The sequence below is a fragment of the Chryseobacterium wanjuense genome (genome assembly GCF_900111495.1).
GTDB lineage: Bacteria > Bacteroidota > Bacteroidia > Flavobacteriales > Weeksellaceae > Chryseobacterium > Chryseobacterium wanjuense.
Window position 1 is genome coordinate 288832 of the sequence record NZ_FOIU01000002.1, and the last position, 16367, is coordinate 305198.

Sequence of the window (16367 nt, forward strand, 5' to 3'; positions counted from 1 at the left end):
AGCGTCAAACGTTAAATCTTCTGGCAGGTCTTCTGACTTACTCCGTTTTTGAAATCCTTCCCATTAAAAACAGTGGATATAATCTTCAAAAACTTTTTTTGTGGAGCTTACAGCAGCGGGTCTGTTCCGGATTTTCACCGGATTCCCTTTTAAGCGCTTTTTATGGCTCACCAGATTTCGGCAAAGATAGAAAATAATTAAGAATAAATGATGGAAGGATAATTATTTTGGTAGAGAGCTGGAAATCAGGATTTTGAAATTACAAGCGAAAAGCAAAGAACTTCAAGCTTCCATCATCCAGCTTCCTACCTAATTTATTTTAATAATTTTTTGATGTCTTCAATTAATATTTCTCTGTCAGGATGGTATTTTCCGGTCAGTTTTGGAGATTTTCCTTCCTGATCTTCATAATTCAATCCAGAGTAATACAGAATCGGCATATTGTCTTTGTTGTATCTGCAACGGATGTTTCCGTCTTTGTCAACAAGGGCGATCATTCCGCTGTGGTTGAGACTTTCGCCTTCATCTTCTTTATCGCCAACATAGATATTAAACTGATCTGCAATTTTTCCGATATAATCTCTGTTTCCTGTCAGAAAATGCCAGTTTGGAGACTTAGCGCCGATTTTTTTAGCATGTTCTTTTAATAATTGCGGTGTGTCATTTTTAGGGTCAATGCTGATGGAAATAATGCCAAAATCCGGACTGTTGATTTCATCTTCGATCGCCCTCATATTGGTATTCATCACAGGACAAATCGTCGGGCATCTGCTGAAGAAAAACTCGACCAGATAGACTTTTCCGAGCATATCTTTATTGGTGATTTTTTTGTTGTTTTGATCGGTCAGTTCAAAATCCGGAACTTTCATGACGGTGTACAAATTCTTTTTAAAATATCCCATTCCGACACCGATTCCGACGAAAAGCAAAGCGATAATCACAATGGGAATGATCACTTTACTCTTTGTATTGTTGGTTTTTTTATTTTTGGACATATTTTTCAGGATTTTTTTTGAATTCATCTTTACAACCAGCACTGCAAAAACCGTAAGTTTTATTTTTATACACCGCTGTGTCTTTCATATCCGGTTCCGTCGGCATATGGCAGATCGGATCTTCTGCGTTGGCAAATTTTATTTTTTTTGTATTTGATTTTGAAGATGTATTTTTTTTATGCTTTACTTTAGGAGTTTCCTGAGCACAGGCCATTAATGATATAGACAGAAATGCTGTCAAAATGATTTTAGATTTCATTTTAGTTTAAATTGAAATTAATGATAGTATTGAATGAAATTGATTGACTTTTTTAAACTAATTTAATATTGAAATCATTTTAAACGTAAGGTTCGCAAAGTTTTTCGAAAACTTCATATTTATACGTTCGCAAGGGCGTTAACACTCAGCAATTGATAGCAAAGGTTATTTCAATATTAAATTCAACTAAAAAATTAGTTTAAAATAAAAATTAAGCTAAAGGTGGATGAAATATTCGGGAAGAATATTCTGAAGTATGAAAATTGATATAAGCCGAATTTGGATTTTTTATTGGAATATCAAACTGGTTTTTATCTGAAAATGAAAGGATTTCGTTGGATAAAAAGACGTCCAGTCCAGAAATTTTTATCGTTTGAGAATTGTTGGATTGTTTTTCTGTTTTTGCCAATTCTTTTTCGACGTAACATTTCCCTTTACATGTTGATTGTGGAATATTTCTGTTTTCACAAAGGTTTTTTACAATGTAATCATAATTAATCGCATAATTAACCAATGGCAAAACCGGTCGTATTGCAATCGTGAAAATAATGAATATGGAAATGAAAAACTTCAATTGATAATTCTATGGTACAAATATACTACTGAAATTGTGTATGTGGTGAATTTATGATGAAAGTCATTTTCTGGTTGATGGTTTTGGTTGATGGTTGATTGAAATAAAGGTCAGTTAAAAAAATTAACCGAGGGTTTTGTTTCCCGCTGATTTTAGGACTCTGATAATCCTTGTCAAGGTTTTAAACCTTGACAAGGATTTTTTGCATGAAAAAAACAAGAAAATCTTTTATTTTTGAATGGGTTAACACAATTTGTAAACCTCAAGCTTCCAACCTCCATCGTCCATTCTTCAAATTAAAACTTCATTTTCTGGATTCTGATAGCATTTAAAATAGCGAGTAAAGCTACACCGACATCAGCAAAAACAGCCTCCCACATGGTTGCTAAACCTCCTGCTCCGAGAATCAAAACAACAGCCTTCACTGCAAATGCGAGAATAATATTCTGCCAAACTATTTTTTTAGTTTGTTTGCCAATATTGATCGCCATTGGGATTTTGCTCGGCATATCATCCTGAATGACCACATCTGCCGTTTCAATGGTGGCATCACTTCCAAGTCCGCCCATGGCAATTCCGACATCACTTAACGCGATAACGGGAGCATCATTTACACCATCTCCGACAAAAGCGACAGTTTGATTTTTAGCTTTAATTTCTTTGACCTTATTTACTTTATCTTCGGGAAGTAAGTCTCCGTAAGCATTTTGAATTCCCAACTGATCGGCAACGTATTTTACCACAGATGTTTTGTCACCGCTCAGCATTGTGGTTTTAACTTTTAATGATTTTAATTTTTTAATTGTCAATTGTGCATCAGGCTTGATAGAATCGGCAATAGTGAGATACCCGACAAACTTTTTATCGTAAGCAACGGCAATTAAAGTATAGACAATATTTTCAGGTTTAATATCATAATTGATGTTGAATTTATCCAGCAATTTAAAATTTCCCACCAATAATTCTTTCCCATTAATAATCGCTTTTAAACCATGCCCTCCAATTTCTTCAACATTTTCCAATTGGATGGAGTGATCAATTTCTCCTACATATTCATGGATTGCGGTTGCCACGGGATGCGAGCTTTTGCTTTCTAAAGCATTAACGAATTTTAATATTTCATTCTTATCAAATTCTGATTTAAAATCTACTTCCTGCACTTTGAAAACACCTTCCGTCATGGTTCCGGTTTTATCCATTACCACGTTTTGAATATTCGCTAGAACATCCAAAAAATTACTTCCTTTAAATAAAATACCGTTTCGGCTTCCCGCTCCGATTCCACCAAAATATCCCAGCGGAATAGAAATCACCAATGCACACGGACAAGAAATTACCAGGAAAATCAAAGCTCTGTACAGCCAATCCCTGAACTGATAATCTTCAACGAAAAAGTAGGGCAACAAAGTAATTCCTACCGCCAGAAATACGACAATCGGGGTGTAAACTTTTGCAAATTTTCTAATAAAAAGTTCTGTAGGGGCCTTTTGAGCCGTTGCATTTTGAACCAGTTCGAGAATTTTACTCAATTTACTGTCTTTGTATGCTGTCGTGACCTTCACCTGACTTATTGTATTCAGATTGATCATCCCCGCTAAGACTGTTTCACCCTTTGTTTTGGTGTCGGGCTTGCTTTCACCGGTGAGTGCAGCTGTATTGAACGAAGCAGTTTCAGACAATAATTCACCATCTAAACCCAGCTTGTCTCCGGATTTTAATTGAATAATCTCACCAATATTTACTTTCTCAGCTTTTATGGTCTCTGGTTTTCCGTCCTTAATAATCGTAACCTCATCGGGACGTTGGTCGAGCAAAGATTTGATATTCCTTTTTGCCCTCGTCACCGCCATTCCCTGAAAAACCTCGCCAACAGAATAAAAAAGCATTACGGCAACACCTTCCGGATATTCTCCGATGGCAAAAGCACCGACAGTCGCGATTCCCATCAAGAAAAATTCTGAAAAAACATCGCCATGAACGATACTTTCATAAGCTTCCTTCAAAACCGGCAATCCAACCGGAATGTAAGCGATTAAATACCAAACCAGACGAATCCAGCCGGTAAACCAATCGGGTTTTATATAATAATCTAAAGCGATTCCTATTAATAATAACGCAAAAGAAATGATCGCGGGAAGAAACATCTGAAATGTCGATTTGTCCCCGATTTCATGAGAATGGTCGTGGTCATGACCTTCATGATTGTGATCGTGTTCTTTTTTCGGTTTTGTACTGCAGCATTCTTCCATAACTTAAAAATTTTAATCAAAACTAGACCTAAATCCAATGCAATGCTATTGCAAACTTTCCAGACAACTCTCACAAATTCCTTTAGCAAAAAGCCTTATCTCATCAATCCTGAAATTGGTCTGAATATTTTCAGGAAAGGAAATATCTTCTTTACAGGTCGTCTGTTTGCAGATTTTACAGTAGAAATGAAGATGCCAGTCTTTGTGCGTTTTTTCGTCGCAACCATCGTGGCAAAGCTTATATTTTGTTGTCGTATTTTCCTGAATGCTATGAACAATTCCTTTTTCTTCAAAAGTTTTCAATGTTCTATAAATAGTCGTCCGGTCTGCATTTTCAAAATGATTTTCAATCTCAGACAAAGACAAAGCCGCTTCCTGAGAGCTCAAAAAATCATACACCAAAATCCTCATGCTTGTAGGTTTGGTATTTTTATCTATTAATTTATTTTCAATATCTTTTTTCATGATTTGGAAGATTAATGTTCATGTTCTCCTGAGTTCGTCAGCTTTGCATTAATAAAAAACGCTCCTTTTGTGGCAATTTTTGCTCCTTCAGGAATAGATTTCACGGGAGTGATCGCGGTATATCCCATCTCGGAAGTTCCTTTTACAACCTCAACCCTCTCAAAGTTAGTGGTTTTTTCGTTGTGTTTTTCTTGAGTTTTCCCATCTGTATGTTCTTCTTCTTTTGGAGCAATCACAATAAAAATATAATCTTTTCCGTCTGCACTGGTTATTGCCGTATTGGGAACTGCAGGCATTAATTGATTATTTAAACTTACAACAGCAGTGGTATTCATGCCGTCAATCAACCCATTTTTGTTTCCTTTTACTTTACAGTGAATCGGAATGGTTTTGCTTTGATTTTCAAAAGCGGTTCCGATACTGTAAACTTCCGCATCATACTCTTCCACAGGATTATTCGTCAGTGTAAAATGAATTTTCTGTCCTACTTTTATCGAAGGTAAATCTTTCTCAAAAACCTGTAAATCCAGATGTAATGAGCTATTGTCGACAATTTCCGCAACAGGCGACGAAACATCGATATAACTTCCGATCTGCAGCAAAATATTACTGATCGTTCCGCTGATTGGCGCAGTTACAACCAGTCCGGATTTCAAATTCCTGTTCGAAACACTTCCCGGATTGATTCCCATCATCTGAATCTGCCTTTGAAGAGAAGCTCTTTTAGTTCGTAATGTTTTTAACTCCGCTTCAGCATTTTGTAGATTTTTTTTCGCTCCGGCGTCATTGTCAAAAAGTTCGCGCTGTCTTCTGTATTCCTGTTCGGCGAAAGTAATTCTGCTTCCTGCCGTCAGATATTCTTCCTGCAACTGGATAAATTCCGGATTGGCGATTGTAGCAATTACCTGGCCTTTTTTCACAAAATCTCCGACCTGCACATTCAATGTTTTAATGACACCACCATACAGAGAAGTCGCATTAGCCTTATTGTTATTAGGAACACTGAGCGCCCCGTTGGCTTTGATGGTAGCGGTAAGCTCCTTCATTTCGATTTGTCCGAGCGATATTCCCACGGCATTCATTTGGTCTTCTGTTAATGAAGCTGTGGTGGAGTTTTCATTTTCTGAATGCTCTTCTGTTTTCTCGTTAGCTTCTTGCGCTTTTTCACTTTTATTACAGCTTGCTAGAAAAATTGACAGAAGAATAAGTATGATGATATTTAATTTTAACTTCATTTTATTGATTAATTAAAGAGTTGATGTTGACAACGGTTTGGTTTACCTGTTGAATTGACTGTAGATATTTAAGCTCAATATCCGTAGCGGTCTGTAAAGCAAAAAGGTATTCTACATAAGAAATCTCACCAGTTTTATAGCCCAACTGAGCCGCTTTTACAATTCTTTGAGCATTAGGAACTGCCTGATTCAGATAATATTGGTATTGCTGGACATCCTGCTGATACTGATTCAACGAATTTTTTAGTTGAGCATCCAGTTGCTGCTGTTGAAACTTCGCATTGCTTTCCTCCATCTGTTTTTGCAATTCCAACGATTTAATTCTTGCTTTGGTTGCCCCAAAAGTCAGAGGAATTGCGACTCCCACGGTTACAGAATTGAACCTGTCTCCGGCTCCGAAGTATTTTTCCTGGCCGTTCAGTGTGTGAAATCCTATCAACGATTGATTTGTATATCCAATACTGAAATCCGGTAAACCTTGTGCTTTTTCAACATTTTTATTTTTTTCCAGCACTTCCATATTTTGTTTAAAAATCTGAATGGAAGGGTGATTGGCAACGGTTGCATGGTCTAAAAGATTTTCAATTTTTAAAGGTTCATAATTCTGAGAAAACGGAACAGAAATTTCTTCATCAATATTTAATAAAACCTTTAAATTTTTATAGGCATTATTCAAATACACTTTATTTTGCTGAAACAATAAATTGATTTCCCCTTTCTGAGTTTCCGCTGTATTGATTTCAATTTTTTTGATATCTCCGACTTTGAATCTTACCGTTGCAATTCTTATAAAATCACCATACAAACTGTCCAGATATTGAAGTTTGGCTTGATTATACTGCAGATATTCAATCTGATAAAAATAACTTCGAATTTGTTTGATGAGCTCATTTTCCGTTAATTGCTTTTCCAGTTTTTTACTTTTAATTTCTTCCTGAATCAATTCTTTTCTGGCTTTAAATAAAGTTGGAAACGGAATACTTTGAGAAATCGCAAACGACTGATCGAATTTCGGGCTGTTGTATTGTCCCAACTGCGCATTGAAATCCAATTTTGGAAGTTCTTTGGCGGTTGGTTTCAAGGCTTCTGATGACTGAATATTTAATTCTTTTGATTTTATTAAAGGATTATTTTTCTGCATCATCTCTATTGCTTCCTGCAAAGAAATCTCACTTGAATTTTGCGCTTCAACATTTTGACTTAAACATAAAAAGCCTATTAAAACAACGATTGTTAAAGGTTTTCCGGAAAATTTATTTTTTAAATTAATTTTAGAATTAAAAATAATATACAACATTGGCAATACAAATAATGTAAGGAAAGTCGCCGAAATCAAACCACCGATAACTACCGTTGCCAAAGGTTTCTGAACCTCCGCACCGGCGCTTGTGCTCACTGCCATCGGTAAAAACCCGAAAGACGCCACTGTTGCAGTCATTAAAACCGGTCGAAGCCTGGTTTTTGTTCCTTCAATCACTCTTTTCAACACATCGGAAATGCCTTCTTTTTCCAATTGGTTAAAAGTTCCGATTAATACAATTCCGTTCAGCACCGCAACTCCGAACAATGCGATGAATCCTACTCCCGCACTGATACTGAAGGGCATTCCTCTCAATAAAAGCGCAAAAATTCCACCAATTGCGCTCATTGGAATCGCAGTGAATATTAAAGCAGCCTGTTTAAACGAATGAAAGGTAAAATACAGCAACATAAAAATCAACAAAAGCGATACAGGAACTGCGATCGTCAACCGCTGACTGGCTTCTTTTAAATTTTCAAACTGTCCGCCATAAGTAAAATAATACCCGGATGGAAGTTTTACTTCTTTTTCCAATTTTTGCTGAATATCTTTCACTACGCTTTCAATATCTCTGCCTTTCACATTAAAACCGATCACGATCCTGCGTTTTCCTGCTTCACGGCTGATTTGAGCGGGGCCTAGTTTATATTCAATATTAGCAATTTGTGACAACGGCACCTGAGTTCCCGTTTTGGTAGGAATGATCAGATTGCTTACATCATCAATATCTGTTCTATACACACTGTCAAGCCTTACCACTAAGTCAAAGCGCCTTTCATTTTCAAAAATCTGTCCTGCTGTTTTCCCGGCAAAAGCTGTGCTCAGGACATCATTCACATCTTCTACATTCAAACCGTAATTGGCAATTCTTGTTCGATCGTAGGTTACATTGATTTGGGGTAATCCGCCGACCCTCTCAACCTGTGGAGAAGTTGCACCTTCAACATTTTGAATCACTTTGCTTACTTTATCGGCATATACAGACAACGAATCCATATTTTCACCAAAAATTTTCACGGCTACATCCTGCCGGATTCCTGTCATTAATTCATTAAACCTCATCTGGATCGGCTGATTGGCTTCAAAAAAAACTCCGGGAATTATCTCCAGTTTTTCCAGCATTTCTTCGGATAATTCCGTGTAAGATTTTTTAGATTTCCATTCGTTTTGAGGTTTTAAAACAATAATTAAATCCGATGCTTCCGGCGGCATTGGGTCAGTAGGAACTTCCGCAGAACCTGTTTTTCCAACGACCATTTTCACCTCATCAAACTGTTTAATAATCCTGGAAGCCTGCATCGAAGTTTCAATACTTTGGCTTAATGAGCTTCCCTGCGGTAAAATACAGTGGAATGCGAAATCCCCCTCCTGCAGCTGAGGAATAAATTCACCACCCATTCTAGTGAAAATTAATACTGAAATCGAGAATAAAATAACGGTAATTCCGACAATGAAATATTTAATTGTAATGGCTTTCTGCAATAACGGCTGATATATTTTCTGAAGCCTGTTCATCAATTTATCTGAAAAATTTTCTTTATGCGAAATCTTTTTAGAAAGAAAAAGCGCACACATCATCGGAATGTAAGTCAGGGAAAGTATCAATGCTCCGAGAATGGCAAAACCTACTGTTTTAGCCATAGGAGAAAACATTTTACCTTCGATTCCAGCTAATGTAAGAATCGGAATGTAGACAATTAAAATAATAATTTCGCCAAATGCCGCACTCCCCCGGATTTTTGAAGCCGATAAGAAGACTTCTTCGTCCATTTCACTTTGTGTAAGCTTCTGTATTGATTTTCTTAAGCCTAAATGATGCAAAGTTGCTTCCACAATAATAACGGCTCCGTCGACAATTAATCCAAAATCGATGGCTCCGAGACTCATTAAATTGGCACTCACTCCAAAAACATTCATCATTCCTAAGGCAAATAAAAGCGATAAAGGAATTGCTGACGCCACGATGAGACCTGCTCTGAAATTACCTAGAAATAAGACTAAAACGAAGATAACGATCAGCGCTCCTTCAATTAAATTCTTCTCCACCGTTCCAATGGCGCGATCGACCAAATCTGTTCTGTCTAAAAACGCTTCAATGACAATATCTTCGGGAAGAGATTTCTGAATGGTCGGGATTTTTTCTTTGATTCTATTGACAACATCGTTGCTGTTGGCTCCTTTTAGCATCATTACCACTCCACCCACCGCATCGGTTTGTCCGTTGTACGTCATGGCTCCGTATCGCGTTGCATGCCCAAAACGGACGTCAGCGACATCTTTAATAAAAATCGGAACAACTCCGCTATTTTTTACCGCAATATTTTTCACATCTTCCAGGGAAGTCGCCAAGCCAATTCCACGAATGAAATAGGCATTCGGTTTTTTATCTATGTAAGCTCCACCTGTATTCTGATTGTTTTTTTCGAGCGCTAAAAAAATATCGGAAACACTCACTCCCATTGCTTTCAGCCGGTCAGGATTTACGGCAACTTCGTATTGTTTCAGCTCTCCTCCAAAGCTATTGACCTCAGCAACGCCTTCTGTTCCGTTTAATTGTCTTGCGACAATCCAGTCCTGCATGGTGCGGAGATCTTTCGCATTGTATTTTTTTTCGCTCCCTTTTTTAGGGTGTAAAATATATTGATAAACTTCTCCAAGACCTGTACTGACAGGTGCTAATTCCGGAGTTCCGATTCCTTTCGGGATATTTTCTTCGGCTTGTTTTAATCTTTCATTGATTAACTGGCGGGCAAAATAAACATCAACTTTATCTTTGAAAACTACCGTAATCACTGACAATCCGAAGCGTGAAATGCTCCTTGTTTCTTCAATATCCGGAACGGTGGCGATACTTTGCTCGATGGGAAAAGTTACCAGCTGCTCCACTTCCTGTCCGGCTAATGTCGGGCAAACTGTGATAATCTGTACCTGATTGTTGGTGATATCAGGAACCGCATCAATGGAGAGTTTCGTGGCACTCCAGACTCCCCAAATGATAAGCAACAAAGTCATTATACCGATAACGATTTTGTTTTTAATACTGAATTTTATGATTTTATCTAACAAATTGAGATTTAATTTGTGATTGTCTGTCTTCATTTTTTAACGCAAAGGCGCTAAGTTTTTTTGACAACTAGCTGTTTTTAAGCTCGCAAAGGTGTTTCACTTAGCAAAGATGCAAAGACAGACAATCTGTTAATTTTAATTGAGAATATTTTACATTTCTTGTTTGAATAGGAATTAATTCCCTCTAACGTTGAAATGCAAAAATATCATGAAGACCTCTGCAACGGTATTGCAAAGTTTCATAGAATATTTAAAATCAATAATTAAATCTTAGGAGGCTGCCAGATGTGGTCGTAAACCTGGTAGGCAAAATTGTTCTTCTGGAAAAGAATTTTTTTTGAAAAATAAAATTGAATCTGTTCGGGGAATGCAATTAAAGGCTCTATTTTAAAAGCCGTAACTGTAATCTGACAGCAATTGCAAATACAAAGCGGCGAGCAGATATCTCCTTTATCTTTAGAATGAGATTCTTCAATATTGGAAAACTGTTCTGTTTTTGATGAACCCGACTGTTGATGCACGTCATTGCAAGGCATTACAGTTAATACCATGAAATATAGCGCTAAAATGAATCTGAACAGGCTCATATTGACAAAGATAAATATTTTTGTGAAACCGTTCCGGATATTATAGAATTTTAACTTAAAACAAAAAAGCCACCGCAAAAGCGGTGACTCCCCATGAGAAATTTAAAAAACTATCACTATAAATTCGGGTTATTCTCCACCTCCTTCTGCGGAATCGAGAACAAATAATATCTGCTGTTCGCTACAAAAGCCGACTGATCCGGGAAAGCAAAAATAGTGTGCCCTCTTCCGTTAACGTTTTTCACAATACCATCCGGAGTCGTAATCTGCACCTGAATCGGTTGTCCGTTTGCATTGGTGTAAGGCTTTCTTACGACCGTTCCCTGCGTTCGGATGATATCTGATAACGAAAATCCTTCCCCGAACAATTCCTTTCTTCTTTCAATTAAAACTTCTTTAATCACATCATTTTGGGCTAAAGAACCTGAATATTGATTGGCATTTCTTGCAGATTTCAATTGATTTAAAACCGTTACCGCATTTGTAATATTCCCATTTCTGGCTTCCGCTTCGGCTTCGATTAAATACATTTCCGCAGCTCTCATGTAAACGATATCGGCAATTAAATTGGCCTTAAATTTAAACTTAGCATATCTCAAAAGCCCTTCCCTTCCTGGGTTTCCATCCCATGAAAACAGGGAATAACGGATATCATTGGTATCAAACAAATCTTTGAAATAAGGATCTGCCATGAAGCTGTAATAATAACTTCCCGAAGACGAAACATCCAAAAAGTGGAAGGCATAGCTTTCACCCGACTGTTCCTGCGTTTGTCCGTGCCCCCAAATCCATTCTCCGTTGCTGATATCGTTGAAACCTTCTTTGTATTTTTCAGCGGTCATTAAAGCATAGCCGTTTCTTGCAATTTTTGCGGAAACGATAGCTTTTGTCCAGTCTCCTGTATTCAAATAAACTCTTGCTAATAAACCGTTTACAACCGATCTGTCGATTTTATCTTTATTATTTCTTGAATAATTTTGAAGTAAATTGTCTGCATCTGTCAGATCACTTTTAATTAAAGTATAAATTTCTTCAAGACTTGCCTTTTTCTTTCCAACTGAGCTTGTCGTGGTTGGTTCTGTGTAAATCGGGGCCGTCAATGCATCTTTATCTTTCAAATAACTGAACTGGTAAAAACTCGCCAGATTAAAATAACAAAATGCTCTCAAAGCTTTTGCCTGACCTTTCACCTGATTTTTTTTCTCCTGACTTCCTTCAACACTATCAATTCTTGCCAACACATTATTCATGTTATTAATGGTAGAATACAGCAGGCTCCAGATGAAAAGTGGCCGGCTTCCCGTGTTATTCACCAAATCTGTAAAGGCGTAAGCTCCCGGAAAACCATATTTATTGGTCAAAACCGCCACGTCACTTCCCATTGCATCGCTTGTTCTCAACACCGTTGAATATCCGATGTTTGCGTAAGTTGTTCCGTCATCATTAAATTTAGCCCACGTTCCGTTGATTACTGTTTCCGCACTTTCAGCTGTTTTAAAAACTTCCGCTTCGTTTGCCTGGTTGGTCGGAGCAGTTTCCAGATCATTTTCACAACTGATTAAAGACAATGCTGTGATGAATGCAAAAGATAAATATTTTAATTTTTTCATTGTTTTAAATTTAAATGTTAAAGAGTTGCCTGTAAACCGAAAGTGATCGTTCTCATCGCAGGATATCTGTAATAGGTTGTTCCGTCCAATGTTTGTTCCGGATCCATTCCTTTATGTTTATAGAAGGTTAAAAGGTTTTCAGCCTGAACATAAATTCTAAACTTTTTTAATCCAATTTTTTCAAAATAATCTGATGGAAGCGTGTAACCCAAGCTCACATTTTTCACCCTTGCATACGTCCCGGAATATAAAAATCTTGAGGATGTTGAAGTCCAGTTATTGGTTGTTGTACTTAATTTTGGAACGTCTGTATTTGTATTTTCAGGCGTCCATCTGTTTAGCATTTCTGCGCTCCAGGCACGTCCTGCCGAACTTCCGTTATGCATGATCATCGTGTAATCGGTATCTAAAATTTTTCCACCGATTGCAAATGATACTAAGGTTGAAAAATCAAAGTTTTTATACGCCAAACTTGTCGTCAAGCCTCCCATCACTTTTGGAAGCGATGAACCCTGCAGCGTTTTTGTGGCTTTTGCATACTCTGAAGTCGTCCCTTCTACTGTATTTCCGTTGGCATCGGTTGTAATGGTTTTCCAAAGCGGATTTCCGTTGCTTGGATCTACCCCAACCCACTCAGGAATGAAGAAATCATAGATCGAACCGCCGACCTGTAATAGTTTTGTTCCGCTTACAATTGAACCTTTCGGAAGTTTGGTAATTTCATTTTTTAAGGTGCTTAAATTAACATCCACATTCCATTCAAAATCTTTTGTTTTAATGGGTGTTGTAAATAACGAAAACTCAAACCCCGTGTTTTTTAATTCACCAATGTTGGCCTGAAAACCACTAAAACCAAGCGACGGAGCCAAAGGCATATCAAACAGAAGATCTTTGCTCTGACGTTGGAAATATTCTATATTCCCTTTAATTCTGTTTTTTAAAATCGCAAATTCAAGACCGACGTTTAAGTTTAAATTGGTTTCCCATTTCAAATCGGGAGTGGGTAATTTACTGGCAACCGTTCCGCCTTCACCCAAATTATTGTAAAAAGCATACAAACTTTGATAAGCATAATACGTGCTCAATTTATCATTTCCCTGCCCTCCGTAACTTGCACGAAGCGTCAGTTGATTGAAAAAATTTAAACTTTTAATAAAATCTTCATTCGATGCTTTCCAGGAACCACCAACAGACCAGAACGTTCCCCATCTGTTTTCCGGAGAAAATCTTGATGAACCGTCTGCTCTTACCGATCCCGAAACGAAATATTTGTTCTGATAATCGTATTCTGCTTTTCCTAAGAAACTTAATAATCCCAATTTGTCACTGTTTCCGCTGAAACCACCTAGTAAAGCTGCGGCATCAGGCTCATAATAATACGGCAGCGAAAACTGGCTTCTGCTTCCTGAAATGGTCTGATATTCATAATGATAAAACTCCTGACCACCCAAAATATTGATGTGGTGCTGTCCGAATTTTTTATCGTAGGTTAAAATATTACTTGTCGTGTAAGACAGCGTTCTCGAATTGGTTTTCGTAACCGAACCTCCGATTTCAGCACCTTCACCCAACAATGGGTTGGTGTAATAATGACCGTTATAATTCACTAAATCAACAGAGAAACTTGTTTTAAATTTTAATTCCGGCAAGAAAGTAAATTCTGCAAAACCTTTTCCTGAAAAGTTATCTTCTCTGTTTTCATTTTTATCTAAAGGCAATGTTGCTGCGGCATTTTCATTCTGTAAAGCGCTTGTAGGTCTGTATTTTCCGAAATCGTAGATGTAATTTCCGTTGGCATCCAATTTATAGCTTCCATCAGAATTTCTTTCGTAATAAGGATAAAAAGACGGAATGACTCTCGCTGCATTAATCACGTTATCTGTTCTCGAATCCGATGAAGGCGGTGCTTCCTGAAGGCTATTCGTGTAAGCTAAATTTGCTCCGACATTCAACCATTTTTTGACTTCTGAATTGATTTTCAATCTCGTGCTGTATTTTCTGAAACCTGATTCTATCGCGATTCCTTTGTCATCCAAATACCCTAAGGAAAAATAATAATTGCTTTTTTCATTTCCTCCACTGAAATCCAGATCGACCTGATTTCTTGATGCTACCCGCTGTAAAATATCTTTCCAGTTGTCATTCCATAAAGGAGTTGCGCCCGGCAAAAGTTTTCCGTCTGTTCCGACCGGTTTTGCATAATTGGTTCCGTATGGATTGATTCCCAAAGCGTTTACCAAATTATCCGTTGCCATTTGCGCCGCCTGCTGAGAAGAAATCTGGCCGGATTTATACCCATTTCTCAACGCTTCCCAATACAATTCGTAGTATTGATCTGTGCTTACCTGTTCATAATCCTTCACCGCTCTGCTTGAGAAACCCTGGCTTATATTGAAGTTTACTCTCGCCTCACCTTTTTTACCGGATTTTGTGGTAACGATGATCACACCATTTGCACCTCTGGAACCGTATAATGAGCTTGCCGTGGCATCTTTCAGAACACTGATCGATTCGATATCGTTGGGACTGATCGAGTTGATGTTTCCGTCGAAAGGAATTCCGTCTACTACAAATAATGGATTGCTCGATGCGCTGACAGAACCAATTCCACGAATCCTGATGGATGCTGTAGACCCCGGCTGTCCAGAAGAACTCACCGCCTGAAGTCCCGGAACCTGACCTTCCAATGCTTTTGTAATGTTGGTTACCGGTCTGTTGTTGATTTTCTCACTCGAAATTGTTGCTACCGAACCTGTATAACTTGTTTTTTTAGCTTTTCCGTAGGCAACTACTACGACTTCATCAATTTCTCTTTCCTGAAGTGTATCTTTTTTAGTTTCCTGTCCGTTCACCTGAGCAATTCCTAAGAAAAATGCAGCGACTGGCGGAATCCAATTTTTAGAATTAATTAAATTTTTGTTAACCATAATCAATTTCATTTATCAAATATTAAAAATTAACCCTTTGCAGAAAAGACAGCAAAGGGCATCGATAAATACGATTAACCAAATGCTTATTTTTCCTTTAAAGGCTGAATGTAACACCTTGCTTTCCGCAGGTTGTTAAGATTTCACAGGGTCAGTTCCCTCCATCTTTCTTTATAAGCCGATCGAAATATGGGTGCAAATCTAAAAACAATTAGTCTATAAAACAAGTAGACTTTTAAAATTTTAAATATAATTTTTTAAAAATTAAGTTAATTTTATTTTAAAATCCAATAAAATAAACAGTTACGGATAAATGTTAAATTTTCAAATATGAGAAATATCATTAAAAATAATGTAATGAGGAAATTTTAATTTAGATACAACGAGCGCAAGGTATAATTCAATTTGTGTTTATATTTTTTTGTTCGCAAAGGCACTTTGTTCAGCAAATGATAGCATAAATTTTAACCGGATGAAACACCGTTGCGAACGAAAAAAAATTTGCGATATACATCAAATCTTTGCTTACACGGCGATTAGAAAAATTCTTTCTATTTTCTTAAAAGGAATTCAATATAATAAAGAGTTCTCGATACATTTTTCTACATTTCATTACGAAAAACACTCGAACTGACGTAGGATAATTCAAAAAACTTTTTAATTTTATAGAATGAAAGTTTTAATAGTAAACGGCCCCAATCTGAACTTGTTAGGCACAAGAGAACCAGAAATTTACGGAACAACTTCAATGGAAGATTATTTAGAAAATTTAAGATCTGAATTTCCTTCGCATGAACTGAAATATTATCAATCCAATATTGAAGGGGAAATTATCAACAAGCTTCAAGAAGATGATTTTGATGCTTTGATCATTAATCCGGGAGCTTTTACGCATTATTCTTATGCAATTGCAGATTGTTTAAAGAATATCCAGAAGCAAAAAGTGGAGGTTCACATTAGTAATATTTATAAAAGAGAAGAATTTCGTCAGAAATCTGTGACAGCGGCGAATACGGATGCGGTTTTGTCCGGATTTGGAATGGATGGGTATCGATTGGCGATTTTGAGTTTGAAATCTTAACTTTATTTCCCTCAGATTA

The 16367-nt window shown here is 37.2% G+C and carries 11 protein-coding genes and 2 riboswitches; of the genes, 1 reads left to right on the forward strand and 10 read right to left on the reverse strand.

What is annotated here, in order from left to right; all coding sequences use genetic code 11:
- Nucleotides 1-5 precede the first annotated feature (5 nt).
- Nucleotides 6-190: riboswitch (cobalamin riboswitch) on the reverse strand.
- Between the two features lie 124 nt (nt 191-314).
- The 10 genes from BMX24_RS13090 to BMX24_RS13135 all read right to left on the reverse strand — a co-directional run bounded on the left by BMX24_RS13090 (nt 315) and on the right by BMX24_RS13135 (nt 15267).
- Nucleotides 315-995 carry an SCO family protein gene (locus tag BMX24_RS13090; RefSeq protein WP_170835711.1) on the reverse strand — a complete coding sequence of 227 codons (681 nt, stop codon included), beginning with the start codon at nt 993-995 and terminating at the stop codon, nt 315-317.
- On the reverse strand, nt 982-1254 hold the full coding sequence (locus tag BMX24_RS13095) for a YHS domain-containing protein (protein ID WP_089793409.1): 273 nt from the start codon (nt 1252-1254) through the stop codon (nt 982-984). The genes BMX24_RS13090 and BMX24_RS13095 overlap by 14 nt, the downstream gene beginning before the upstream one ends.
- Before the next feature lie 211 nt (nt 1255-1465).
- Entirely contained in the window at nt 1466-1828 is a 363-nt protein-coding gene (locus tag BMX24_RS13100; protein ID WP_170835712.1) for a hypothetical protein, read from the reverse strand.
- Nucleotides 1829-2124: 296 nt separating this feature from the next.
- Nucleotides 2125-4077, reverse strand: a complete 1953-nt coding sequence (locus tag BMX24_RS13105) for a heavy metal translocating P-type ATPase (RefSeq protein ID WP_089793411.1) — start codon at nt 4075-4077, stop codon at nt 2125-2127.
- A 45-nt stretch (nt 4078-4122) separates the two neighbouring features.
- A complete protein-coding gene (locus BMX24_RS13110) occupies nt 4123-4542 on the reverse strand; it encodes a Fur family transcriptional regulator (protein ID WP_089793413.1) in 420 nt (139 codons plus the stop codon).
- Between the two features lie 11 nt (nt 4543-4553).
- Nucleotides 4554-5777, reverse strand: a complete 1224-nt coding sequence (locus BMX24_RS13115; protein WP_089793415.1) for an efflux RND transporter periplasmic adaptor subunit — start codon at nt 5775-5777, stop codon at nt 4554-4556.
- A gap of 1 nt (nt 5778) precedes the next feature.
- Complete coding sequence (locus BMX24_RS13120) at nt 5779-10143, reverse strand: CusA/CzcA family heavy metal efflux RND transporter (RefSeq protein ID WP_139176866.1); 4365 nt, start codon at nt 10141-10143, stop codon at nt 5779-5781.
- A gap of 263 nt (nt 10144-10406) precedes the next feature.
- The gene (locus BMX24_RS13125; protein ID WP_228404843.1) at nt 10407-10730 is read right to left on the reverse strand and encodes a DUF6660 family protein; all 324 of its coding nucleotides are present in this window, start codon (nt 10728-10730) and stop codon (nt 10407-10409) included.
- A gap of 116 nt (nt 10731-10846) precedes the next feature.
- Nucleotides 10847-12340, reverse strand: a complete 1494-nt coding sequence (locus BMX24_RS13130; protein WP_089793419.1) for a RagB/SusD family nutrient uptake outer membrane protein — start codon at nt 12338-12340, stop codon at nt 10847-10849.
- Between the two features lie 17 nt (nt 12341-12357).
- Nucleotides 12358-15267, reverse strand: coding sequence for a SusC/RagA family TonB-linked outer membrane protein (locus BMX24_RS13135; RefSeq protein ID WP_089794681.1), 2910 nt, complete (start codon nt 15265-15267; stop codon nt 12358-12360).
- Between the two features lie 83 nt (nt 15268-15350).
- A riboswitch (SAM riboswitch) is annotated at nt 15351-15447 on the reverse strand.
- 490 nt (nt 15448-15937) lie between these two features.
- On the opposite strand from BMX24_RS13135, the gene BMX24_RS13140 reads away from it, so the two are divergent.
- Entirely contained in the window at nt 15938-16348 is a 411-nt protein-coding gene (locus tag BMX24_RS13140; protein WP_089793421.1) for a type II 3-dehydroquinate dehydratase, read from the forward strand.
- Nucleotides 16349-16367 lie beyond the last annotated feature (19 nt).